We start from the raw sequence: 22625 nt of genomic DNA, 5'->3' as shown, positions 1-22625 counted from the left end.
ATGAATATTATTAAAATCACAAATATCCAAATAAAGAACAAAGAGTTGTTCATTCACGCATTTGTTGGTCTGTTAATCGGCTTTTTTATTCTGCATCCAATAAGTATGGCTATTTATTGGTTCGACACAAATGGAGCAGAGTATAGTTTGAGAAACCTTGGAAAGGTAACTACTGATAGTATGTTGCATGCTTTTAGTTTTCATATGATTGGAATGGCAATAGCTTTTTCTTTTCTGGGAGCCTTAATAGGTTTAGGATCCGGATTATACTACAAATCACTAAAAAGAAAAGATGGACTGTTGCATGGAAAAAGGAAGTTACTGGAGCAGAGTATTCCCATACTCATAAAAGAAGGTGAAAGCGATTTTGTTGAATTCAAGTCTTCTTTAAGACATGATTACCGACAGGTTAAAACGAATAAGAATCTGGAAATGGTCATAATGAAATCAATTGCAGGATTTTTAAATGCCAATGGGGGAACATTACTAATTGGTGTGAATGATTTTGGAGAAGTGCTGGGGCTCGATAATGACTACTTTTCTTTGAAGAAGAATGATAAAGATGGTTTTCAGCAGAGGCTTATCACCTTGGTTTCTAATACTTATGGTAAAAATATTTGTGCTTTTTTAAACATTTCATTCCACACTATAAATAAAAGAGAAATATGTATTGTGGTCATTCAACCATCTATAGGGCCAGTTTATCTTAATGAAAATACTCGAACGATTTTTTATTTAAGAACAGGTAATGTCACAAATCCTCTGACTACTAGCGAAACAGTTAGGTATCTACAATCAAGACAAATCATTAAAAATTAAAATTATGAAAATAAATACGTTATTAACCATTCTTCTGCTTTTTATAGCTACAGTTGGTTCTACCCAGATTAAATATGAAGCAAAAATTGATTCAAAATACAAATCCATTCAGTTGGATGACGGATCTTTTAAGTATGTGAAATATGATAAGAAAAAGCAAACTATTTTCATCTATAATATTGATAACACCCTTTGGAAAACTGTTATGCTACCTCTGCCTAAAAACCATCTTTTAGATGAGGTTAAATTAATTTCACAAACAACTTTCAATAAAGACGAAAAAGTTGAGGTTGTATATTCTTGTTTGGAATTTACAGTGCCAGATAACTTTGAAGATCCTAATGTTGACTATAGTAAAGTCAATTTTACACTAAACGTAATCACCGAAACAGGGGAATCCTTGTTAAAGGTTGATAACAGTAATATGATGGAAATAATCCATACAAAAGGACAAACCAAAATGCTTATTTACAAACATGTTGGAGAGAGTTTTAATAATAATGATGAAACTCTAATATATAACCTACCATAATTTATAGTTATGAGCGCCATTAGATGTTTTGAATTCCATGCTGATCTGGATTTGACTTTATTTGAAATAAATTCAATTAACATTCTATTCTCTGGAATAGAAGAGGTTAGAAAGGTTGTTTGTTCAGAAAATAGAATACAGTTATTCTACGATTCATCGACAATTAGTATAATGGAAATGGAACAAATAATTTCAGATTTAGATATTAAAAAGGAACCAGTAATTGCTGGGTATAGTAACGGATCTCGGCTGTTCAGCTTTCTAAAGGGATTTTTTTTAAAACTGTAGAGCTTAGGTTTTTCATAGTTTGGTGACGTGTTTAAATGGAGGTTTGGACACTTGGGTTTTATTTTTGATCAGATGGGATCAGACCTTGCTAGAGTATTTTATTCAAATTGGCTTGATTCCATCTATCACCAACTAAATATTTAATCATTAAAAAAGGAAAGTTATGAAATCAAAAACAATAGTAGCGGTACTGCTTAGTTTGGTCATTTTTGTTGCTTGCGGCAAAAATGATGATGAGCAGTTAAATGAAATTACAGGAAAATATACTGGAACTTTATCAGTGAAAAGTTTAGTGAAATCGGGATTATCTTCAGATGATCACGCGTATGCAGATGTAATGATTATTGGTGACCAAATTCAGATTCATTGTTCTGGAGGAGAATTAGACACAACATTTATGCTTGATTATTACCAGCATAGTGATAGTGTTTTCGTTTGCCACACAGGAGAGGAATTTGAACAAATCTATGGTCATATGAAAGGCGAAAATCATATGGCAGGTGGAATGATGAGTGACCTTCAGAATGGAGAAACAGAATGGATGCATCATTTAAGTGATGAACATGAGGAAGACGATGAGCATTTTGGAAATTTCGATATGCGACACAATACCTTTAACTATTTATTTAAAATGAGTGATGGAGACTACCAATTTATGGGTACTAAATAGGCTTTAAGAGGTTTGTACATCAATTGAAAATAAATAATACTATACACTATGGAAAAGAAGAGTAAAAAGGATCCTGATTGTTGTTCGGGGCACGCTAAAACAGTGGATACGATTCATAAGGTTTATTCTTGTCCTATGAAGTGTGAACGTGAAAAGGTGTATTCCAGTGAAGGACGTTGCCCGGTTTGCAACATGAATCTTAAGGAAGTAAATATAGATCTGAATCATGTTCATGACAGGCATGAAAATATTCAGAACACACACTCAGAAGCAAATGGTAAATATTTTTGTCCGATGCATTGTGAAGGAAATAAGATGTATGAAAAATCGGGTGATTGTCCTGTATGTGGCATGCATCTGGTGGCTGCAGAGGTTGAGGGGGCTGACGACGACACTACTTATGAAGTGATGAAGCGTAAGTTTCGCGTTGCACTTTTTTTAAGTATTCCGGTTTTCATTATTGCCATGTCGGAGTTTTTCAGTTTTTTGAATTTGGATCTAATAGCTACTAAATATACTTGGGGATGGGTTGAATTTGTTTTAGCAACACCTGTTGTTTTTTATTCCAGTGGAGAGTTTTTTATCCGTGGATGGAAATCCATTCGAACATGGAATCCAAATATGTGGACATTGATACTAATAGGTGTAGGTAGCGCTTATATTTTTAGTGTAATTGCACTCCTTATGCCAGGTATTTTTCCTGATCAGTTTAAGGATTCGGTGGGGAATGTTCATTTGTATTTTGAAGCAGCCGCTGTTATATTGACTTTGGTTTTGCTTGGGCAAATGCTTGAACTGAAGGCACACAGCAAAACTAACTCTGCAATAAAAGCACTTCTTAATCTGGCACCGCCTATTGCTCGTAGGGTCAATAATGGCGAAGAAGAGGAAATTCCACTTGAAAATGTACAGGTTGGTGATATTTTACGTGTAAAACCAGGAGAAAAAGTGCCGGTGGATGGAATCATCATAGCAGGAACAGCTTTTATTGATGAAAGCATGATAACAGGAGAACCTATTCCTTCTGAAAAATATAATAATGATAAAGTTACAGGTGGAACAATTAATGGTAAGACTTCTTTCGATTTTAAAGCAGTGAAGGTTGGTTCCGACACTTTATTATCTCAGATTATTGAGATGGTAAATGAAGCAAGTCGTTCTCGGGCACCAATCCAAAAACTTGCAGATGTGGTAGCCAGGTATTTTGTGATTACAGTTATTGCTATATCACTGCTTACTTTTGTTATTTGGGCGGTATGGGGACCTGAGCCAGCCTATGCATATGCTTTTATAAATGCTGTTTCAGTACTTATTATTGCTTGTCCCTGTGCATTGGGTTTAGCAACTCCAGTTTCAATAATGGTTGGAACCGGACGGGGTGCTCAGTCTGGTGTCTTGGTGAAAAATGCCAGATCGATTGAAGAAATGAATAAGGTAGATATTCTAATTGTCGATAAGACAGGTACGATAACAGAGGGAAAACCTTCTTTACAATCCTATGAATCCTTCAATAAATTAACAAATATCGAGATTCTTCAGTTGGCAGCATCTGTTGACACCTACAGTGAGCATCCGGTTGCTGAAGCCATTGTAAAGGGAGCGAAAAAAAGCGACATTGAATTTTTACAGATTGAAAGTTTTGAATCTGTTACCGGTAAGGGAGTTAAGGCTGAATATCAGGGAGTGAGAATTGGATTGGGCAATAAACGTTTGATTGAGGATTTTGGTCTTAGTCTAACTAAAGAACAGGAAAATATATCAAGTCAAAAACAATTGGTTGGTCAAACTGTAATGTATTTGATTGTAGGTAGTCAGGTGGAAGGAATCATTAGCGTTTCGGACAAGATTAAGCCAACTTCAATTGACGCGATTAAAAGACTGCAAAAAATGAGCGTAAAGGTATTGATGTTGACTGGTGACAATGAGAATACCGCTAAGGCTGTATCTCGAGAATTAAATCTGGATGGATACGTGGCAGATTGCTTACCGGAAGATAAATACAATAAGGTAAAAGAACTGCAAGAAAAAGGTCACATCGTGGCAATGGCTGGAGACGGGATTAATGATGCACCTGCTTTGGAACAGGCTAATGTAGGCATTGCTATGGGAACAGGTACCGATATTGCCATGCAGAGTGCCGAAATAACTCTGATTAAAGGTGATCTTAATGGTATTGTTCGTGCAAGGGAGTTAAGCATTCAGGTAATGAGAAATATTAAACAAAATCTATTTTTTGCCTTTGTTTATAACGCTTTGGGGATTCCTATTGCCGCAGGTATATTATTTCCATTTTTCGGTATTCTTCTTAGTCCGCTAATTGCGGCTGCAGCAATGAGTTTTAGTTCAGTCTCTGTAATTACAAATGCTTTGCGTTTAAGGAAAGTTTAATATTCACATAAAAATAAAAAAAGGATGTCGTACTATAATTCCAAAGCACTGAATTCAAATTTCGAAAAAGTAGAGGCACAAGTTAGAGAATCGCTGCACAAGGTGGGATTTGGGATTCTAACCGAAATTGACATTCAACAGAAACTCAACGAGAAGTTAGCTGTCGAATTCCATAAATACAAAATATTAGGTGCATGTAACCCCAAGTTTGCTTACGAGGCTCTAAAATTTGACAGCAGGATTGGAACGATGTTACCTTGTAATGTTATCATTCAGGAACTTAATGACGGTAAAATTGAAGTTGCTGCAATCAATCCAATAGCCTCGATGAGTGCCGTTAATAATGAGGATATTGAAAGGGTTGCAATAGAAGTGTCAATACTTTTAAACAAGTTTATAGCTTCTCTTGAAGATTAGGTCAACTATTAAAAGGGGTAATGGTAAAAGGGGATAAATCATGAAAAAAATAAATAGTAAGAATAAAACTAAGATTCGATTAGAAAGTAAAAGCAGAACGAGAGGATTGCTACTGTTGGGAGGAATAATAGTAATTGCAGCTATAGCATTATATGGTCCTCAATTGAATAGTAAATCAATTCCTGAAGTAATTAATTATTCATCTTTTGAGGGCGAAATTATACCTGATAGTATAATCTGTATGGTGAGAGGTGATATAAAAAGTAAAGGTAGTTTGCCAATTCAAATTGGAGCTAAGACTTATTATGGTTGTTGTGAGAAATGCTTGTTGAAGCTGGAGCAAAATATAGATAATATTCAATATGCAGTTGATCCGGTATCAGGTCAAACGTTTAGCAAAGCAGATGCCATAGTAAGGCAAGATCCGCAAGATCATAAAAGAGTATTGTTTTTTAAGTCAGATGAGACTTATGATCAGTATTTGAAATTAATTAATAAAAAATAAGCTGATCTGTAATGGCTTTAATTCTAGTGTCATATTGGATTATTTAGCCTGTTTTGCACTGCCGGATTGTTGCAAGTATAAAAGAGAATCAGTAAAAAAATGGATGTTGTAAGTAATAAATAATTTAAAAATTAAAGAAGATGAAAATTAAAGCAATTTATATTGTATTAGTAATGGCCTTTATGAGCTCAGGATCAGTGTTTGCACAAAATAATGCTGAGAAATTTAAAGTTTCCGGTAACTGCGGAATGTGCGAGACAAGAATTGAAAAAGCTGCGTTAGAAGTGGATGGCGTATCTGTTGCCGACTGGAATAAAGAATCACAAATGATTGACGTGACTTTTGACAGCTCTAAGACAGACATCCATAAAGTGCATATGGCAATAGCAAAAGCAGGTCACGACACTCAAATGCATAAAGCGAAAGATGAGGTTTACAACAAACTACCAGGATGTTGTCAGTATGAAAGAGGTGCTCTTACACAGGCAACTAGTCATGAAGGGGATGATCATTCAACTTGCAGTCATAAATTAGAAAAGAAGGATTCAGATCATTCAGAGTGCACTCGTCCAAATAAGAAGAAAAGTGGCTCTTGTTGCAATAAATAGTTAAATGAATTAGTAACGATAAAAATTAAACATTATGAAGTTAAAATTAGTAGGATTAATCGGATTGTTTTTAGTGAGTAGCCTTGGTTTATCAGCTCAGGAAACTACCAAAAAATTTAAAGTATTTGGTAATTGTAGTATGTGCGAGAATCGTATTGAAAAAGCGGCTTTAGCTGTTGATGGAGTATCATTAGCAGATTGGAACAAAGAGACAAAAATGATTGAAGTTGCTTTTGATACTGCCAAAACAGACATTCATAAAGTGCATATGGCTATCGCCAATGCGGGCCATGATACTGAAATGCATAAAGCTAAAGATGAGGTTTACAATGAACTTCCCGGATGTTGCAAATATGATCGTGCTAAGAGTAAAATGGAAGGTCACGAAGGACATAGTCATAATTAGAAAAAAGGAATTTCTTAAGGCTCGTTCTGCAAATGATGAGCCTTAGGATAAATATTGTTTTGATGATTTTTAAAACAGTATTCTTAAAGTGCTTTAAACTTGAAGTAATAATAATTTGCCTTAAAATGGGAAAAATAAGGAGCGATTTGGGGATACAGATTAGGCAAGTAAGGATGTCAAAAAAGATGACACAATCTAAATTGGCCGAACTTATGGGATGTAATCAAGAATACATTTCAAAGATTGAAAATGGATTAGTGAATACAACAGTTGAATACCTTATTCATATAGCCAATGTGCTAGAGCAAGATTTGAATTGTAACTTTATACAGAAGAGCGATGTGTATTGAGATGAAAGTAATGGAAACTTTCCTTGGTCAGATATAAAAAAATGACATTTTGGATACCGAAACGAAACAAGTGTCCCAATTGGTTTCGCTTTATTTCCACCCATCCAAGTTTATTTCCATTAGTGTTTTTTATCCTAGTTATCAGCCTTGACGGTAAAAGTGAACTTATGGAGGTTTTCATATACCTGTTTCCCTCTTTTATGGATGAGGTGTGTTATTGTATAGTAAACACATTCATTTGAGGGGAATATCTATGAAAATGTAAAGATGGTTGATGTTGCATGAATTGTAATTTTTAAAAACTAAATGTGATGGATGTTGTTAAGCTTGTGATATGGGATTTGGATGATACGTTTTGGTCTGGAACACTTTCAGAGGAAGAGATTACTCCCATACAGTTCAATATTGATTTGGTGAAAGAATTGGTGGAGCGGGGAATAATGAACTCGATTTCTTCAAAAAACAACCAATATGAAGCAAAAAAGAAACTTCAGGAATTAGGGGTTTGGGATTATTTTATATTTCCTCGAATAAATTGGCAACCTAAAGGGAAGAGTGTTAATAGTATCATAGAGTTGGCACAGTTACGACCTCAAAATGTGTTGTTTTTGGATGACAATCATTTAAATTTAAAAGAAGTGAAATTTTATAATGATGCCGTGTGGGTTGAGGATCCTAATTTCATTTTTAAGATTACCGATCATGATGCTTTTATTGGGAAAGAGGATAAAGAACACAGTCGTCTTCATTATTATAAAATCTTAGAGAGAAAAAATCAGGAACGAACTAATTATTCTGATAATAAAGAGTTTCTTCAAACGTCAGGGATTCAACTTGCGTTTATCAGCGAAGTTTTATCTGGTAAGGGCCGGATATTCGAATTGATTCAAAGAACAAACCAAATCAACTATACGAAAAAGAGGATTGCCGAACATGAGCTTGATGAACTCCTTGAAAATACAGATTACGAATGCAAAATGGTTCGGGTAAAAGATCGTTTTGGAGAATATGGTATTGTCGGTTTTTATGCTCTGCAATTATCTACAAACAGACTGGAGCACTTTCTCTTCTCATGCCGTGCAATGAATATTGGATTAGAACAATTTGTTTATGCACATTTAAATTATCCTGAAATTATTAGAGTTGGGGCGGTTACTGCAGAACTGACCAAAGAACCTAAGCCTGATTGGATAATCGTATCAGAGGATTGGAAGCAGATTATTGATGAGGATAATGAAACGAAATCTATTCGCTTATTACTGAAAGGAGCTTGCGATCTGAATCAAATGCTGCATTATTTGAATTATAAGAATTTGAACTTACAGTCGGAATTCAATTTTGTGAATGTAAATAATCATCCTGTACCACAAGCTCATTCATTCATATTATTACAATCGGGAATTGTTAGTGATACTACAAAGTCATACCTAATTGATAAATTGCCTTTTTGGGATGAATCGATTTTTTCCACCAGCGTATTTGAACAGGAGTATGATGTACTGGTATATAGTCTGCTTGCAGACTACACAATGGATTTGTACAGCTCAAAAAGAACCAATGCTCTTGTACCTTATGAAAGTTATTCTGATTTTATAAATGAAACGAAAGAACAGTTTGTTTCACGTTGCAAAAGGCATGGTTTTGTAGGTATGGATGGAGATTTTTACGATGATTTTAAAAGTGATTTTACATTTCAGGGACAGATTAGTCCTGAGGATCTCAGAAATAATTTGGTGAGTTTGAGGAGTCAAATAAGCAAACCAATCATTTTTATTAATGGAGCGGAAATAAGCAGTCCGAAAAACAATGCATCAGAATTCGGAAAGGCACAAGATCGACACAAAATACTAAACAAAGTATTGGATGATTTTTGTGCTGAACATGACAATGCATTCTTGTTAGATGTGAGAAAGTTTGTAAATGATGAAGATATTAATCATAGCATCCGACATTACAAAAGACATGTGTACGAGTTAATGGCTCAGGAACTTATTCGAATTGTAGGCGAAATAAGCAAGGTTGTATATAAAAGGGATGAATTTAGGTTTAAATTTAAAAAAATATCAAAAATCGTTTATGAAAATGCCAAGGATATTTTTTTAAAATTTAAAAGGGTATTATTGGCTAAATGAAATTTAAGGCTCTATAAATTGATTTAAAACAAATTGCAAAAGCCATAAAGCTATCCAAAGAAACAATGCGTACTATTCGTCAAAATCTGTTTTGGGCATTCATTTACAATGTAATAGCCATTCCCATTGCAGCAGGAGTACTGTACCCCTTCAACGAATTTCTTTTGAATCCGATGATATCAGGAGCGGCCATGTCTCTGATTTACATGTCAGTACTTATTAATAGTTTGAAATTAAGAAAATATTCAATCAATTAAAAAAGGATAGTAATGGATTTAAATAAGATAACTATAGTTAATACCGGTATTAGATTCTTATTAGTTGCATTTTGGGCTGATAAATTTCTTCCAGTCAAACGAAAGGTAGCACATGCATCATTATCTTCAGGAATGGAAGCTAAAGCAAATAGCATTTCCCTAACTAATTTTTTAAACCGGAAGGGATTCTGTTCAAGTTCTTCATTTGATATCAGACGTGATCAAGTTAAATGTAATTAGGGAGGATCATAATTTTCATTTAGGTATCCGAATAGGTGTCTAGTTTGGGAGCTGTTTGCGTAACATAATGAAAAATAAAAATATATAAACCAACTTACAGATAACACTTTGAGTTGGTCTTTGTGTTATAAATAAAGTGGAGCTGAAGGGAGTCAAGGTTCGGGAGTAAGTGTTTGTAAATGAGTACTAGGAGGTTTTTGGTGTCCGAATAGGTGTCTGGATTTAGTTTTTTAATGAACTAGAATATTTCTTCATTTTAGGGTCTTATTGTAAAATAAATAGTGGAGCATAGCCAAAATATCCAGAAATGGCACCAAACCATTACTCTCGAAATTGAATGTGCTTTTGTATAAAACAAGGGTAGTAACGTCTCTATACTGCACCAATGAAAAATCACTACAGGAATCAAAAGAAGAGATCGTCAATTACATTAAGCTCAGCATGCAACTCTTTATCTTATCTATAAGGCTTAAGATCTTTCGTTCAACATCTCTTTATTTGTGCATGAGATTACACTTCTAATTTTAAAGGGTTTTTTTTGTTGTGCCTCATAGTAAGTTCTCATTTGTATTTCAGAAATAATACCAATTGTAACCAATTGAATTCCTCCTACAACTAGCAACAATCCTAGAATCAGTATTGGTTTACCCCAAATGTCTTGGCCCATTACTTTTAGTACTAAGAGGTAAATGTTTATCAAGGCGCCAATTGAAAATATAAGTATCCCAATACCACCAAAAATATGCATAGGTTTTTGCATATATCGAGTAAGGAAAACCATCAGGATTAGATCGCTGATTACTTTAAAAGTTCGTAAGATATTGTACTTTGTTTTTCCATGAATTCGGGAATGATGCTTCACCGAAACTTGAGTAATACTGGCTCCATTTGCACTAGCAAGTATTGGTATGAATCTGTGTAATTCACCATATAATCCCAATTCTTTAGCTATCTCATTTTTATATACTTTTAGAGTGCATCCATAGTCCTTTATGTTTATTCTTGTGAATAATCGAATAAGGTAGTTTGCAATTTTACTTGGTATTAATCGTAAAAATAAACCATCTTTTCGTTTGTTTCGAATTCCTGCTACTAAATCCCAATCTTCAGATTCAGCAAGATCCAACATCATTGGAATATCAGAAGGATCATTTTGTAAATCCCCATCTAATGTAACAATGTATTCTCCTGTAGCGACTAAAATACCAGCTGCCAAAGCAGAACTTTGACCGTAGTTTTTTCGAAGTTGAACTAAAATGAATCGATCATCCTTGATTTGTAGAATATTTTTTCGTGTTTTATCTGTTGAGCCATCATCTACAAAAATTGCTTCATATTCATATCCAGATAATGCTTTGATAATCTGTTCATGCAAGGGTGCAATGTTTTGTTCTTCGTTGTAAACACAAATAACCAAACTTAGTTTTTTCATGGTTTCATTTATTTACATGTTTATTTTTTAGGATAACTGTGATTCTATTTTCGAAAATGTCTTTTTGTTCAAAGGCAATGAATGCGAAATCAGAATAATCGACATTTTGCAAGCTCTTTTTTGTGGAGATAACACATGCGTTTGAATTTTTTAGCAGAAATTCTCTTATGTTTTGGATATTTTCGAGTGGATCAATTTTTTTCTTTAGGTAAAAGGGATAGGATGGATTAAATTTTCTAAAATATGCAGTAGGCTCATTTTTATCAATTATTGGAATTGACATTGTTACTGGGTTTTGTTTTTGTATTTGATTGAAAACGATATTCGAAATGCCAAACGAAACGATAATAAAGGAATACCCAATTATTGGGATTATAGTTTTCCCATTTTTTCTTTTATATAGAATTAATGCGATCGAACTACCTATTACTCCCGTTAATAGAAATACCAATTGTGTCTTAAATTGTGCAAGATAATTTTCAAGGTGTAATGCAAAATACCCAGTTGTTACAATTAGTATAGAAAGCATAAATAGAGCAATGAGTTCAGGGGCTAATTTGCATTTTTTAAAATTGGCTATGAAAGCACCCAATACAATTGCGACAAAAGGATAGCTTAATGCCGTATAATTGGGCATACGAGTTGAGGATGTCATGAAAAAACCAGTAACAATTGCCCCAGCAGTAAGTGCGAACAGTACTACATTTTGTTCTTTTCGTCTTATTATTTGGTAGGTTGCTCTGGGAAGAAAAACCGAAAAGGGAAATAAGCCAAATAAAATAAAAAAAGGAGCCATTAAAAAGGTGCCTCCATGACCTTCCTTGGTATTTGAAAATCGCTCAAGGTTGTGCTCTAAAAAAAATCCCCGAGTCCATTCTCCATTGGTTTCACGATCGACTAAAAAGTACCATGGTAAACCAATTAATAAAACGATAAGCAAGCCCAGTAAAGGTTTTAATTTAATTATTGTTTTAATATTTAAATTTCTATTAATCAGCAAATAAAGCAGCATAATCAGTCCGGGCAATAAAATAGCAATAGGTCCTTTTGACAGAAGGCCAAGCGCAAGACAAAAATACATTCCAATTGCATATGTCCATTTGTTGTTCTGAAGGCATTCAAAAAATAAAAAGAGCGAGGATGTAAAAAAGAAAATGAGGTAAGGATCGGGCACCGACATATGAAAGAGAACCCCATAATGAAGAGATGAAAGAAGTACTAGTGATGTGCACCATGCAATTTTAATTCCCAACCATTTTTTTGTAAAAAAGTAAGTGGTAAACAATGCTAAACATCCAAAGATAAGCGAGAAGAGGCGAGCTGACCATGGAGAAACTCCAAATATCTTATAAGATAATATCATGAAGAAGTAATGCAGAGGGGGTTTGTCGGTGCGTAGTTCGTAATTAAATGTTGGAACGATTAAATTTCCTCTTTCCAGCATTTCTCTGGCACATTCAGCATTTTTGGCTTCATCTAAAATATAAATAGAGCCATTAATCCCTACTGTTGAAATGAACAGATATAACAAAAAAATCAGAAAAGGAATTCTGACTTTAATTGGGATCTGTTTTTTAAGGCTAATCATTTATTAAATTTTAACTAACAAATACAAATAGTCGTGAAATCTGATATTAATAGAATGTAAAAGAGCAATTTTGGGTTAAGGAATTATATCAATACGATCAAGTATAGTGTCTTAAGTTTTATAAAGTGTCAGTTAATCAGAAACTTATACTACTAAATGTAAGGCAATGTTTTTGTTTTTGCAAAAACTTAAAATAATAAGGAAAAAGAATTCCTAACTCACCTGTCCTTATTCTGTCTCGTCAAGTTTATATCAATATCTCAACTTTAAATTTCCTTTAGATTTCATACCTACTTTTAATATGATTAAGGATCTGCTTTGTTTCAGAACTTTAGAAATAGTCAAAAATGAAAATCTATAAATACTGTATTAACTCAAATTTTCAAAAAATATGAGATTTTATTTTCTTTTTCTACAGTTTCTTCTTCCTCCTTATCTTTTTGCAAATTATCAGGTAAGTGATACCCTTACTAAAGAATACAAGTATGAATACGAACATAATTTAAATCTAAAGAACACTGCTTTTCCACTTGGTTTACTTACTCTTGGATTCTTTGGAATCGAAAGCGATGGTATTCAATTCGTGAATAAAAAAATTAGAAATGGAGTAACAAGAAGTAACGATAAACACTTAAACGTAGATGATTTTTTACGACATGCCCCTGGTGTTGCTGTATATGTAAATAATTTATTGGGTATAAAAGGGAATAATAATTTGAAAAATCAATTGCTGATACATGCAACTTCATTGCTAATTATGAGTCAAAGTGTTTCTGTATTAAAAAAAGAGACACACGTCAAAAGACCTGATGGTGGTTCCTATACATCTTTCCCATCTAGCCATACGGCTTTGGCCTTTGCTAATGCAGAATTTCTTTGGCAGGAGTACAAAGATGTATCCATTTGGTATGGAATTGCTGGATATACTTTAGCCAGTTCTGTTGGGGTATTAAGGATATGGAATGATAAACATTGGACAACGGATGTGTTGGCTGGTGCCGCAGTTGGGATTTTAAGTACAAAATTAGCCTATTTCGTTCACGAAAAGGTTTCAATAAAACTAAACAAGAAAAATAAATCAGTAGTTATTTTTCCACATTACAACACAAAGCAATTAGGACTTAGTTGCTCAATTACACTTTGAAAATTTGTTCAGGAGTATTCCCGTTGTTAAATTAAACCTTAATTAAAATAGCTTTTGAATCGGTAAAATTCAGAATTAATTAAAACAATACATTATGAGATTTATACTATTTTCAATTCTCTTTATCCCTCTCAACCTGTTCGCAAGTAACCAAAGGAAGGATAGCCTGCAATATAAATATGAATACGAGCATAAATTAAATTTAAAGAACACAGCTATTCCGCTGGGTTTAATTACTCTTGGAATTATTGGAATTGAAAGTGATGGACTAAAAATATTTAACTCAGAAGTACAAGAAGAAGTGACAGAAAATATTGATCGACGATTTTCCATTGATGATTTTATGCAGTATGCTCCTGCAGGTGTGGTTTATGCGAACAACTTACTGGGAGTAAAAGGCAAACACCGTTTTTCAAATCAGTTGTTAATACAAGGAACTTCTTTGTTTATTATGGGCGCCGTTGTCAACTCTCTTAAATATACAGCCAAAGTGGAAAGGCCTGATCATTCTGGATTTACATCTTTCCCATCGGGACACACGGCCATGGCTTTTGTTAATGCGGAACTGCTTTGGCAGGAATACAAGGATGTTTCTGTTTGGTATGGAGTTGCGGGTTATACGCTGGCTACCTCAGTAGGTATATTTAGAGTTGTGAATAACAAGCATTGGGTGACTGATGTTGCGGCAGGAGCTGGAATCGGGATATTGAGCACTAAAATATCTTATCTGATTTATGAAAAAATCCTGACCCGAAAAAAGAACAGAAAACAAACTGCCCTTGTGATGCCATTTTACAATACAAAGCAAATTGGTCTTAGTTGTTCCATTACATTTTAAGACTTTTGGTAGTGGGATTTAGTTGTTAAAGAAACATTAACGTTTGGTTTTTATCACAAAAGCTTATTCGTAATTTTTGGATACCTTTCAATTCCAATTTGAGATAGAATAAATTAGCAAATATGATTTATGAAGATTCTTATTATAGAAGATGAGCTGGAATTGCAAGGGATAATTAGCAATTATCTTAATCAAGAGAAATACATCTGTGAATCAGCCGATAATTTTCGCAAAGCAGACGAGAAATTATCCATTTATCAATACGATGTAATTTTATTGGATATCGGTTTGCCCGATGGCAACGGATTAAATCTACTTTCAACAATAAAAAAGCATCAATTAAAGGGAGGGGTAATCATTATATCTGCGAAAAATTCAACGGGCGATAAAATTGCCGGTCTGGATCTGGGTGCTGACGATTACATGACCAAACCCTTTGAGTTATCGGAATTAAATTCAAGAATTAGAGCCGTAATAAGAAGGCGCCAGATGAATGGCGATAATATTATAGTGTTTAATGAAATTAGCATCAATACCAACAGTAAAACAGTTTTGGTAGACCATAAAGAGATCGCTTTTACAAAAAAGGAATATGATTTGCTTTTATTTTTTCTAATTAATAAGAACAGAGTTCTTACCAAGGAAGTGCTTGCTGATCATTTATGGGAAGATAATATCGATTTGGCTGTAAGTTTCGATTTTATTTATACTCACCTAAACAATATTCGAAAAAAAATAAGGAGTGCCGGTGGTTGCGATTATATAAAAACAATATACGGTATGGGATATAAATTTACAGACTTATGAAGTTTTTGGATAAAATTAACCGGAGATATCTTATTCTGCTAAGCATTATATTGGTAATAGGCTCTTGTGCCGGATATTTTGGGTTGAGATATATTATTGTGATCGAAACAAAAGAGTCTTTGGTGAATAAAGAGCTTCTAATAAAAGCACACATCTCCGAATTTAATGAAATACCCAATCTGTATCCCATTATCGAATTAAAAAAAATAGATCAAGCATCCAATAAAAGTCCAGAATTTAAAGAGATTGAAATCTTCAATGAGATTGAAGATGAATTAGAACCCTTCCTGGAATATTCAACATATGCACAAATAAATGGTTCTAACTATTCTATAAAACTGCGTCAGTCCATTTTCGAAACGGAAGATTTGGTACTTATTCTGGTCTTTACTTTAGTGGTTATTCTTTTAGTTTCATTCGGAATTTTATTTCTGATTTCAAAAAAAATAAGTCGTACAATTTGGGCTGATTTTGAATACAATTTACTTCGAATTGAGAATTTCAATTTTACGAAAAGAGACAATTTTCAACTTCGAAGATCGAATACTGAAGAATTTGACCGGTTATATAAGGTAATTGAAAGGCTTACGGCAAAGCTTGAGTCCGACTACCTTTTGTTAAAGGAATTTGCCGAAAATGCCTCGCATGAAATTCAAACTCCTATTTCGATTGCGCTTTTAAATCTGGATGAAATTTTGCAACAGGAATTTGATGAAAAAACATTTAATAAGGTTTATTCTACGATCAATTCGTTAAAAAGGCTTTCTTCTTTGAACAGTAGCCTTATTCTTCTTGCCAAAATTGAAAACAGACAATTTGTTGCCGATCAGGAAATCTCATTTCATCGAATGAGTAAGAAGAAAGTTGAGGAGTTTAAACCGCTTTTTGAATCCAATGAGCTGAAGGTCGAGATTAAGTTCAGTCATGATTTTTGTAATAAACTAAACGAAACTCTGGCCGAACGACTGTTCAATAATTTGTTTTCTAATGCCATTAATCACAATAACAAAGGAGGAACGATTCAGATTGTAATTTGCGAAAATGAATTTAAAATTTGCAATACAGGTTCGGATCATCTCTTAACCAATGAAACTATTTTCGGACGGTTTACCAAGGGGAGCTCCAAATCCTATGGTTTAGGACTGGCAATAGTTAAAAATATTTGCGATACCAATAATTTGCAAATTAAGTACACAAAAAACGGAATGCATTGTTTTAAAATCTGTAAAAATAAAGAAAATGGATAAAATTAGAATTTTGTGTGTGTTAATTTTGATGACCCCATTACTTCTTAATGCACAAACCCGGGACTTAAACTATTACCTTGAACAGGCAAAAAAGAACAGTCCTCTGATTCATAAAAATAAGAATGAAAACTTAATTTTGGATTTGGATTTAAAACAGGTTCGTGCCATTTTAAGACAACCGGAAATCAGCATCGAAAGCAATGTTTTACTAGCACCCATTATCTCCCACAATAATAATTCATACAATTTGGAACTAATATCTAATGGAGCTGATCATTACACTGGATATGATCTGGCGCTTACTGATGGAGGACAATATCAAGCAGGAATTTCGCTTAAACAACCAATTAACACTCGCTTTAAAGTTAAGTCATACACTAAAAAAACTGAAATCGATAAACGAATTAATGAGAATAATATTGATTTAAATATTCATGAGTTAGAGCTTCTTATTGGTTCACAGTATCTGCTGTGTTTAAAAACAAAGCAACAGGCACAGAATAGTTTGTCTCTGGAAAATCAAATTGCCGATCAGGTAAGTGTTATGCGAAAACTGATTGAAAATGGCGTTTACAAACTATCCAACTTAATGCTGTTGCAAATTGAACAGAGCAATTTTGAAGCTGAGCGAAAAATATTTCGTTCAGAATATACAAGCAACCTTTACGACTTAAATTTGTTGTGTGGAATAAAAGATACTGCTAATGTTGAGATACAGGATTTTCGCTTTGTTATGGAATCCAAAAATAAAGGTGATAATAAATTTTTACGCTCATTCATGCTGGATAGTCTCAATGTTTTGTCAGAGCAACAAATTTACAATCTGAAATATAAACCTCAATTGTCTTTTTATGCCAATGCAGGTTTAAATGCTGTTTATCAACCATCATTTGACCGTCTGGGGTTTAGTGCAGGATTAAGTCTTAGCTGGACGATTTTTGACGGTCATCAGAGTAGATTACAAGGGCGAAAAGCGGAAGTAAATCTGAATACCATCGAATTTGAGAAGAATAATGTAATCAATCATGCTGATATTAGGAAATGTAAGATTATGGCTCAAATCCAATCCTTGGAAGAAAGGGTGAATATGATATCGCAACAATTGGAGAAATACGATATTCTGGTGGAGACCTATAACAGAGAACTTTCACTTGGCGAAGTATCTATTATGGATTTGAAAAATTTACTAAGAGATCTTGCCGTGAAAAAGAATGAACTGCTAACCTTCAGTATGGAAAGACAAGCTTTAATTAATAGGTATAATTATTGGAATTATTAATATTCGGTTTATGCTAAATTTCATAGATCTTCAAATTGTAAATCACAGACAAATGAGAAAACTAATTCTAATTTCTTTACTAATTTTTTCAAATATAATCCTTTTCTCATGCAGGCAGAAAAGCAGTAATTCTAAAACACGAAATCCAATAATATCAGTTAAAACAACGTCAATATCACAAGGAGATATTGAAAAGTACGTTGATTTAAATGGAAAAGTGGTTTACCTGAAGAAAAACAAAATAACCGCACCTTTCTCGGGATATATAACTCGTGTTGCCACGGAGTATGGAGATATTGTTAAGAAAAATAATCTTCTATTTGAGATGCAAACCAAGGAAAGTAAAGCTTTAAATAATACACTTGGCAAAGTGGAGATTTTAGCCCCTTCCGATGGTGTTATTAGTGAATTAAATACAAATGAAACAGGCACTTTTGTTACCGAAGGAGACTTATTATCTACTATTGTTGAGAACAGCAAGATACTAATTCAGCTAAATGTTCCCTACCAGTACAACGGCTTTTTAAAGACCGTTACGAGCTTTAAAGTGATGACCAGCGATGATAATTGGTTTTACGCAAGACTTTTTAAAATTATTCCCTCTGTAAATGAAATCAATCAAACTCAGATCGTTTTATTACAGCCAATTGAAAAATCTCAATTGCCCGAAAATTTAAATGTTACAGTAAAGTTTATCATCGAAAAAAAAACCAATAGCCTATTGGTTTCAAAAAAAGCAATTCTAACCAACCAAAAACAATCTAACTATTGGGTGATGAAAATTACTAAGGACAGCCTGGCTGTAAAAATACCAATTGCAAAGGGGATAGAGAACGATAGTGTTGTTGAGATTTTATCGAAAAATATAAATTTAGACGATGTGATTATTTGTGAAGGTGCATATGGTTTATCGGATAGTTCAATTGTAAGAATTTCGAAGTAACATGGAGAAAATATTTGTCAGATTTAAGAGTCCTATAGCAGTTATTTTATTACTCATATTAATAGGAGGAGGGTTTTCCTATCAAAGTATGAAGACCTCATTATTTCCGAATGTGACGTTTCCGAAAATAAAAATAATTGTTGACAATGGCGAACAGCCAGTAGATAAAATGATGGTTGCGATAACCAGACCAATCGAAAATGCAATTAAAAAAGTTGAGAATCTCAATTTAATACGAAGCATTACGAGTATGGGAAGTTGTGAAATCTCTGCTTTTATGAATTGGGATTCGGATATCGATTTGGACAAACAACAGGTGGAATCTCAGATTGCACAAATTAAAAATAGCTTACCCAGTGCCGCGCAAATTACCATCGAGAAGATGAATCCATCCATACTACCGGTAATTGGGTATTCGATTCAGTCGGATCAAAAAAGCCAGGTGGAACTGAAAAGGATAGCTGAATATATTGTGAAACCTTATCTGTCTAGAATTAAAGGGGTAGCGGCGGTTGATGTAATTGGCGGGAAAGTAAAAGAATACCGGATTGTATTGGATGAGCAAAAACTCAATTTGTTAAGAATCAGTCTTCAGCAAATTAGCAGTGCATTGCAACAAACCAATTTCATAGAATCAAATGGTTATACTGTAGATTACAAGCGTTTGTATTTAACGGTTACCGATGCCAGCATAAAAAATAAAGAACAACTTGAGAATTTAGTGTTGTTTAACGATGCTGTTCGTAGCATTAAAGTCTCAGATGTTGCAAATGTAGAAATTGCTGAGCGCAACGAATATGTAAAAATTAAAGCCAATGGCAAGGATGTTCCACTGATTGCAGTCTTAAAGCAACCGAACAGTAATCTTATGGATGTGTCGGATCAGGTGGCAGAGAAAGTTAGTGAGCTCGCAAAAATATTACCCGATGACGTGATTTTGACATCCTACTACAATCAGGGCGATTTTGTAAATAGGAGTATCCACAGTATAATTGATGTGCTTTGGATTGGATTGTTATTGTCGATTGTTGTTGTAATTGTATTTTTACGTTCGGTAAAATCAAGTACTGTTATCCTCATAACCATTCCGCTCACACTTACGCTTACCTTTATTATTTTATCAGCCATTGGTTTCGATTTTAATATCATGACCATTGGAGCCATTGCCGCTTCTATTGGATTAATTATTGATGATGCGATTATTGTGGTTGAACAAATCCACCGCACACATGAGGAATTTCCTGATCGGAAACCGAATGAGCTGGTTGGTAAAGCCATCCGTTTTCTGTTTCCATCAATGGTAAGTTCTTCGCTCAGCACAATTGTTATTCTTATTCCCTTCGAATTAATGACCGGTGTGGCTGGTGCTTACTTCAAAATTTTGACTGAAACCATGATGATAACATTGCTTTGTTCCTTTGTTATTACCTGGCTTGGCTTGCCTGTAATTTATTTGCTGTTGTCTAAAAATAAAGGCTTGGGTAAACATTATGAGAGTAAGCATTCCACACATCAGTGGATTCGTTTCTTTCTTACAAAACCATATATCAGTATTCTGTTTTCGCTGCTGCTTATTTTGAGTATTGTATGGATCATGCCAAAACTTTCCACAGGTTTTTTACCGGAAATGGATGAGGGATCAATTGTATTGGATTACAATTCGCCTGCAGGAACATCTCTTGAAGAAACCGACCGAATGCTAAGCGAAGTGGATAAAATTATTGAATCCATTCCCGATGTAAAAACCTATTCCAGACGAACAGGAACACAAATGGGCTTTTTCATTACAGAATCCAACCGGGGCGATTATTTGATTGAATTAAAGAGCAACAGAAAAAAAACAACCGAAGAGGTTACAGATGATATTCGTTCTGTGGTGGAGCAAAAAGTGCCGGCCTTAAATGTTGATTTTGGGCAGGTTATATCTGATATGCTTGGGGATTTAATGAGTAGTGTTCAACCCATCGAGATAAAGATTTTTGGTGATGATCACGACAAACTAAAACTTCTTTCGAAACAAATTGCAGATAGTCTGGAAACTGTTAAAGGAACAGCTGATGTATTTGATGGAATTGTTGTTGCAGGACCCATCCTTCGAATTTTCCCCAAAGAGGGCAAATTAAAACAATTCGGACTTAGTGCCTCTGATTTGCAGGCGCAGTTGGAAACCCATTTGACTGGAACTGTTATTGGAACAATTCAGGAAGAGGAGCAACTCACAGATATCCGGATGATTTTTCCAATGAATAATAAAACAGCAATTGAAAAAATAAAGGACTTTACTATTTGCATTCCTTCAGGTACTTACCTGCCAGTTAAAACATTTGCAGATTTTGATATACAAAGCGGCGTGTCGGAAATAGAGAGGGAGAACCTTCAAACAATGGGGGTTGTAACGGCTCGTTTAAATAACCGGGATTTGGGAAGCACAATGAAAGACATCAAAATTAAACTGGCGGAAATTAATTTGCCTCCTTCCTATCAGATTACCTATGGCGGCGCTTATGCCGAGCAGCAAAAATCGTTTTCTGAACTTCTAAAGATATTGATTGCTGGAGGGTTGATGGTTTTTACTGTGGTGCTGTTCATGTTTAAAAAACTGGCAATTTCCCTTGTCGTTCTTTTTATAAGTGTTCTTGGAATATCAGGCAGTTTAATTGCCTTGTATTTTACCGGAACTCCTCTAAATGTAGGTAGTTATACCGGGTTGATAATGATTATTGGCATTATAGGTGAAAATTCAATTTTTACCATACAGCAGTTTTATTCTGAATTAAAAAATACTTCTGTCTCTGAAGCTTTATCCTATGCTATTTCAACTCGGCTTCGTCCTAAATTAATGACTGCATCGGCAGCGGTAGTTGCCCTTAGTCCATTGGCTCTGGGGATTGGTACAGGAGCTCAAATGCATCAACCACTGGCAATTGCTGTAATTGGTGGATTAATTATTGCCTTGCCTTTGTTGCTCATCGTGTTGCCAGGCTTGTTAAACCTGATACTAAAAAAGCAAGTGTCGTAATTTTTTTTGCAGGCAGATAATAACTTCAAGATTTCTTTAGATTATGGACTTATCTTGATCATGTTATTAATTTAAAATAGATCAAAATGAAAAATTTACTTTTAGTGATTGTTGCTATTGCAATAACTTCAGTGTCCGGTTGTGCACAAAATAAAAAGGCCGTTCCGAATCAGGTTAAAACCGCTTTTGCTCAAAAATTTCCAGATGCATCGAATGTAAAATGGGATAAAGAAAACGATGCAGAATGGGAGGCTGAATTTAAGATGTCGGGAAAAGAATATTCTGCAAACTTTAACATGGAAGGAGTTTGGTTAGAGACAGAATTCGAAATTAGTTCAAATGAAATTCCAGATCAAGTTAAATCTACAATAGAAAAAGAATTTTCAGGATATAAAATTGAAGAATCTGAAATGTCGGAAACTGCAGATGGTAAGTGCTATGAATTTGAATTGAAAATGGGTAAAACCGAAGTTGAAATAGCCATTAACTCAAAAGGCGAGCTGATCAAGAAAGAATCGATAGAAGAAGATAAGAATGATGAAGACTAGAAAAAAGGAATACTTTCTTTAAGGAAGTCGTTCCGCAACCAACAGGCACTTTGGTGCAAAACTACTACATATTTACTGCTTTAGGAGTCTCAATCTTTTTGAGGCTCCTAATTGTTTTTATTAAGCTCATTTATATGGACCGCGACGGAGTTGCACAAATTAACAGTT

22 protein-coding genes are annotated in these 22625 nt (G+C 34.2%); 20 read left to right on the top strand and 2 right to left on the bottom strand.

Annotated elements, in window-relative coordinates:
• The 12 genes from GQR60_RS00745 to GQR60_RS00690 all read left to right on the top strand — a co-directional run bounded on the left by GQR60_RS00745 (position 1) and on the right by GQR60_RS00690 (position 9612).
• Positions 1–819 carry an AlbA family DNA-binding domain-containing protein gene (locus GQR60_RS00745; protein WP_124991113.1) on the top strand — a complete coding sequence of 273 codons (819 nt, stop codon included), beginning with the start codon at positions 1–3 and terminating at the stop codon, positions 817–819.
• Between the two features lie 4 nt (positions 820–823).
• Positions 824–1351, top strand: coding sequence for a hypothetical protein (locus GQR60_RS00740; protein WP_124991112.1), 528 nt, complete (start codon positions 824–826; stop codon positions 1349–1351).
• Positions 1352–1802: 451 nt separating this feature from the next.
• Positions 1803–2309: a hypothetical protein gene (locus tag GQR60_RS00735; protein ID WP_096432710.1), complete on the top strand. Its 507-nt coding sequence runs from the start codon at positions 1803–1805 to the stop codon at positions 2307–2309.
• Positions 2310–2357: 48 nt separating this feature from the next.
• Entirely contained in the window at positions 2358–4697 is a 2340-nt protein-coding gene (locus GQR60_RS00730) for a copper-transporting P-type ATPase (protein WP_124991111.1), read from the top strand.
• Positions 4698–4721: 24 nt separating this feature from the next.
• A complete protein-coding gene (locus GQR60_RS00725; protein WP_124991110.1) occupies positions 4722–5114 on the top strand; it encodes a DUF302 domain-containing protein in 393 nt (130 codons plus the stop codon).
• 40 nt (positions 5115–5154) lie between these two features.
• Positions 5155–5619, top strand: coding sequence for a hypothetical protein (locus GQR60_RS00720; RefSeq protein WP_124991109.1), 465 nt, complete (start codon positions 5155–5157; stop codon positions 5617–5619).
• Between the two features lie 182 nt (positions 5620–5801).
• Positions 5802–6227, top strand: coding sequence for a heavy-metal-associated domain-containing protein (locus GQR60_RS00715; protein ID WP_225441292.1), 426 nt, complete (start codon positions 5802–5804; stop codon positions 6225–6227).
• Between the two features lie 34 nt (positions 6228–6261).
• Positions 6262–6633 (top strand): heavy-metal-associated domain-containing protein, encoded by a 372-nt coding sequence (locus tag GQR60_RS00710; protein WP_124991107.1) that lies wholly within the window; start codon positions 6262–6264, stop codon positions 6631–6633.
• A 32-nt stretch (positions 6634–6665) separates the two neighbouring features.
• Positions 6666–6983, top strand: coding sequence for a helix-turn-helix domain-containing protein (locus GQR60_RS20305; protein WP_124991106.1), 318 nt, complete (start codon positions 6666–6668; stop codon positions 6981–6983).
• Between the two features lie 311 nt (positions 6984–7294).
• Positions 7295–9115 carry an HAD-IIIC family phosphatase gene (locus GQR60_RS00700; RefSeq protein ID WP_124991105.1) on the top strand — a complete coding sequence of 607 codons (1821 nt, stop codon included), beginning with the start codon at positions 7295–7297 and terminating at the stop codon, positions 9113–9115.
• 65 nt (positions 9116–9180) lie between these two features.
• A complete protein-coding gene (locus GQR60_RS00695; protein ID WP_317163666.1) occupies positions 9181–9372 on the top strand; it encodes a hypothetical protein in 192 nt (63 codons plus the stop codon).
• A 12-nt stretch (positions 9373–9384) separates the two neighbouring features.
• Entirely contained in the window at positions 9385–9612 is a 228-nt protein-coding gene (locus GQR60_RS00690) for a hypothetical protein (RefSeq protein ID WP_124991104.1), read from the top strand.
• A gap of 469 nt (positions 9613–10081) precedes the next feature.
• Here GQR60_RS00690 and GQR60_RS00685 read toward each other — a convergent pair whose 3' ends face one another.
• Positions 10082–11044, bottom strand: a complete 963-nt coding sequence (locus tag GQR60_RS00685; RefSeq protein WP_124991103.1) for a glycosyltransferase family 2 protein — start codon at positions 11042–11044, stop codon at positions 10082–10084.
• Positions 11045–11048: 4 nt separating this feature from the next.
• Positions 11049–12632, bottom strand: a complete 1584-nt coding sequence (locus tag GQR60_RS00680) for an ArnT family glycosyltransferase (protein WP_124991102.1) — start codon at positions 12630–12632, stop codon at positions 11049–11051.
• 391 nt (positions 12633–13023) lie between these two features.
• Between GQR60_RS00680 and GQR60_RS00675 the strand changes: the two genes are divergently transcribed.
• From GQR60_RS00675 to GQR60_RS00640, 8 genes are all read left to right on the top strand, one after another.
• Positions 13024–13776, top strand: coding sequence for a phosphatase PAP2 family protein (locus tag GQR60_RS00675; protein ID WP_124991101.1), 753 nt, complete (start codon positions 13024–13026; stop codon positions 13774–13776).
• Positions 13777–13870: 94 nt separating this feature from the next.
• Positions 13871–14614: a phosphatase PAP2 family protein gene (locus GQR60_RS00670; protein WP_124991100.1), complete on the top strand. Its 744-nt coding sequence runs from the start codon at positions 13871–13873 to the stop codon at positions 14612–14614.
• Positions 14615–14743: 129 nt separating this feature from the next.
• Positions 14744–15421: a response regulator transcription factor gene (locus GQR60_RS00665; RefSeq protein ID WP_124991099.1), complete on the top strand. Its 678-nt coding sequence runs from the start codon at positions 14744–14746 to the stop codon at positions 15419–15421.
• Positions 15418–16668, top strand: coding sequence for a sensor histidine kinase (locus tag GQR60_RS00660; protein WP_124991098.1), 1251 nt, complete (start codon positions 15418–15420; stop codon positions 16666–16668). The genes GQR60_RS00665 and GQR60_RS00660 overlap by 4 nt, the downstream gene beginning before the upstream one ends.
• Entirely contained in the window at positions 16661–17947 is a 1287-nt protein-coding gene (locus tag GQR60_RS00655) for a TolC family protein (RefSeq protein ID WP_124991097.1), read from the top strand. The genes GQR60_RS00660 and GQR60_RS00655 overlap by 8 nt, the downstream gene beginning before the upstream one ends.
• A 52-nt stretch (positions 17948–17999) precedes the next feature.
• Positions 18000–18890 carry an efflux RND transporter periplasmic adaptor subunit gene (locus GQR60_RS00650; RefSeq protein WP_160463378.1) on the top strand — a complete coding sequence of 297 codons (891 nt, stop codon included), beginning with the start codon at positions 18000–18002 and terminating at the stop codon, positions 18888–18890.
• Between the two features lies 1 nt (position 18891).
• Positions 18892–21909: an efflux RND transporter permease subunit gene (locus GQR60_RS00645; RefSeq protein ID WP_124991095.1), complete on the top strand. Its 3018-nt coding sequence runs from the start codon at positions 18892–18894 to the stop codon at positions 21907–21909.
• 86 nt (positions 21910–21995) lie between these two features.
• Positions 21996–22457 (top strand): PepSY-like domain-containing protein, encoded by a 462-nt coding sequence (locus tag GQR60_RS00640; protein WP_124991094.1) that lies wholly within the window; start codon positions 21996–21998, stop codon positions 22455–22457.
• Positions 22458–22625: the final 168 nt, after the last annotated feature.

The organism is Labilibaculum euxinicum (genome assembly GCF_009795715.1).
Taxonomy (GTDB): Bacteria; Bacteroidota; Bacteroidia; order Bacteroidales; family Marinifilaceae; genus Labilibaculum; species Labilibaculum euxinus.
The sequence above is the reverse complement of the archived record's forward strand: the minus strand, read 5'-3'. Positions and strand labels throughout refer to the sequence as shown.

Coding starts and splice junctions, on each gene's coding strand:
- GQR60_RS00670 (WP_124991100.1), top strand. CDS start 13,871: ATGAGATTTATACTATTTTCAATTCTCTTTATCCCTCTCAACCTGTTC.
- GQR60_RS00720 (WP_124991109.1), top strand. CDS start 5,155: ATGAAAAAAATAAATAGTAAGAATAAAACTAAGATTCGATTAGAAAGT.
- GQR60_RS00645 (WP_124991095.1), top strand. CDS start 18,892: ATGGAGAAAATATTTGTCAGATTTAAGAGTCCTATAGCAGTTATTTTA.
- GQR60_RS00650 (WP_160463378.1), top strand. CDS start 18,000: ATGAGAAAACTAATTCTAATTTCTTTACTAATTTTTTCAAATATAATC.
- GQR60_RS00680 (WP_124991102.1), bottom strand. CDS start 12,632: ATGATTAGCCTTAAAAAACAGATCCCAATTAAAGTCAGAATTCCTTTT.
- GQR60_RS00700 (WP_124991105.1), top strand. CDS start 7,295: ATGGATGTTGTTAAGCTTGTGATATGGGATTTGGATGATACGTTTTGG.
- GQR60_RS00675 (WP_124991101.1), top strand. CDS start 13,024: ATGAGATTTTATTTTCTTTTTCTACAGTTTCTTCTTCCTCCTTATCTT.
- GQR60_RS00740 (WP_124991112.1), top strand. CDS start 824: ATGAAAATAAATACGTTATTAACCATTCTTCTGCTTTTTATAGCTACA.
- GQR60_RS00660 (WP_124991098.1), top strand. CDS start 15,418: ATGAAGTTTTTGGATAAAATTAACCGGAGATATCTTATTCTGCTAAGC.
- GQR60_RS20305 (WP_124991106.1), top strand. CDS start 6,666: ATGATGAGCCTTAGGATAAATATTGTTTTGATGATTTTTAAAACAGTA.
- GQR60_RS00695 (WP_317163666.1), top strand. CDS start 9,181: ATGCGTACTATTCGTCAAAATCTGTTTTGGGCATTCATTTACAATGTA.
- GQR60_RS00710 (WP_124991107.1), top strand. CDS start 6,262: ATGAAGTTAAAATTAGTAGGATTAATCGGATTGTTTTTAGTGAGTAGC.
- GQR60_RS00730 (WP_124991111.1), top strand. CDS start 2,358: ATGGAAAAGAAGAGTAAAAAGGATCCTGATTGTTGTTCGGGGCACGCT.
- GQR60_RS00745 (WP_124991113.1), top strand. CDS start 1: ATGAATATTATTAAAATCACAAATATCCAAATAAAGAACAAAGAGTTG.
- GQR60_RS00725 (WP_124991110.1), top strand. CDS start 4,722: ATGTCGTACTATAATTCCAAAGCACTGAATTCAAATTTCGAAAAAGTA.
- GQR60_RS00735 (WP_096432710.1), top strand. CDS start 1,803: ATGAAATCAAAAACAATAGTAGCGGTACTGCTTAGTTTGGTCATTTTT.
- GQR60_RS00655 (WP_124991097.1), top strand. CDS start 16,661: ATGGATAAAATTAGAATTTTGTGTGTGTTAATTTTGATGACCCCATTA.
- GQR60_RS00665 (WP_124991099.1), top strand. CDS start 14,744: ATGAAGATTCTTATTATAGAAGATGAGCTGGAATTGCAAGGGATAATT.
- GQR60_RS00690 (WP_124991104.1), top strand. CDS start 9,385: ATGGATTTAAATAAGATAACTATAGTTAATACCGGTATTAGATTCTTA.
- GQR60_RS00685 (WP_124991103.1), bottom strand. CDS start 11,044: ATGAAAAAACTAAGTTTGGTTATTTGTGTTTACAACGAAGAACAAAAC.
- GQR60_RS00715 (WP_225441292.1), top strand. CDS start 5,802: ATGAGCTCAGGATCAGTGTTTGCACAAAATAATGCTGAGAAATTTAAA.
- GQR60_RS00640 (WP_124991094.1), top strand. CDS start 21,996: ATGAAAAATTTACTTTTAGTGATTGTTGCTATTGCAATAACTTCAGTG.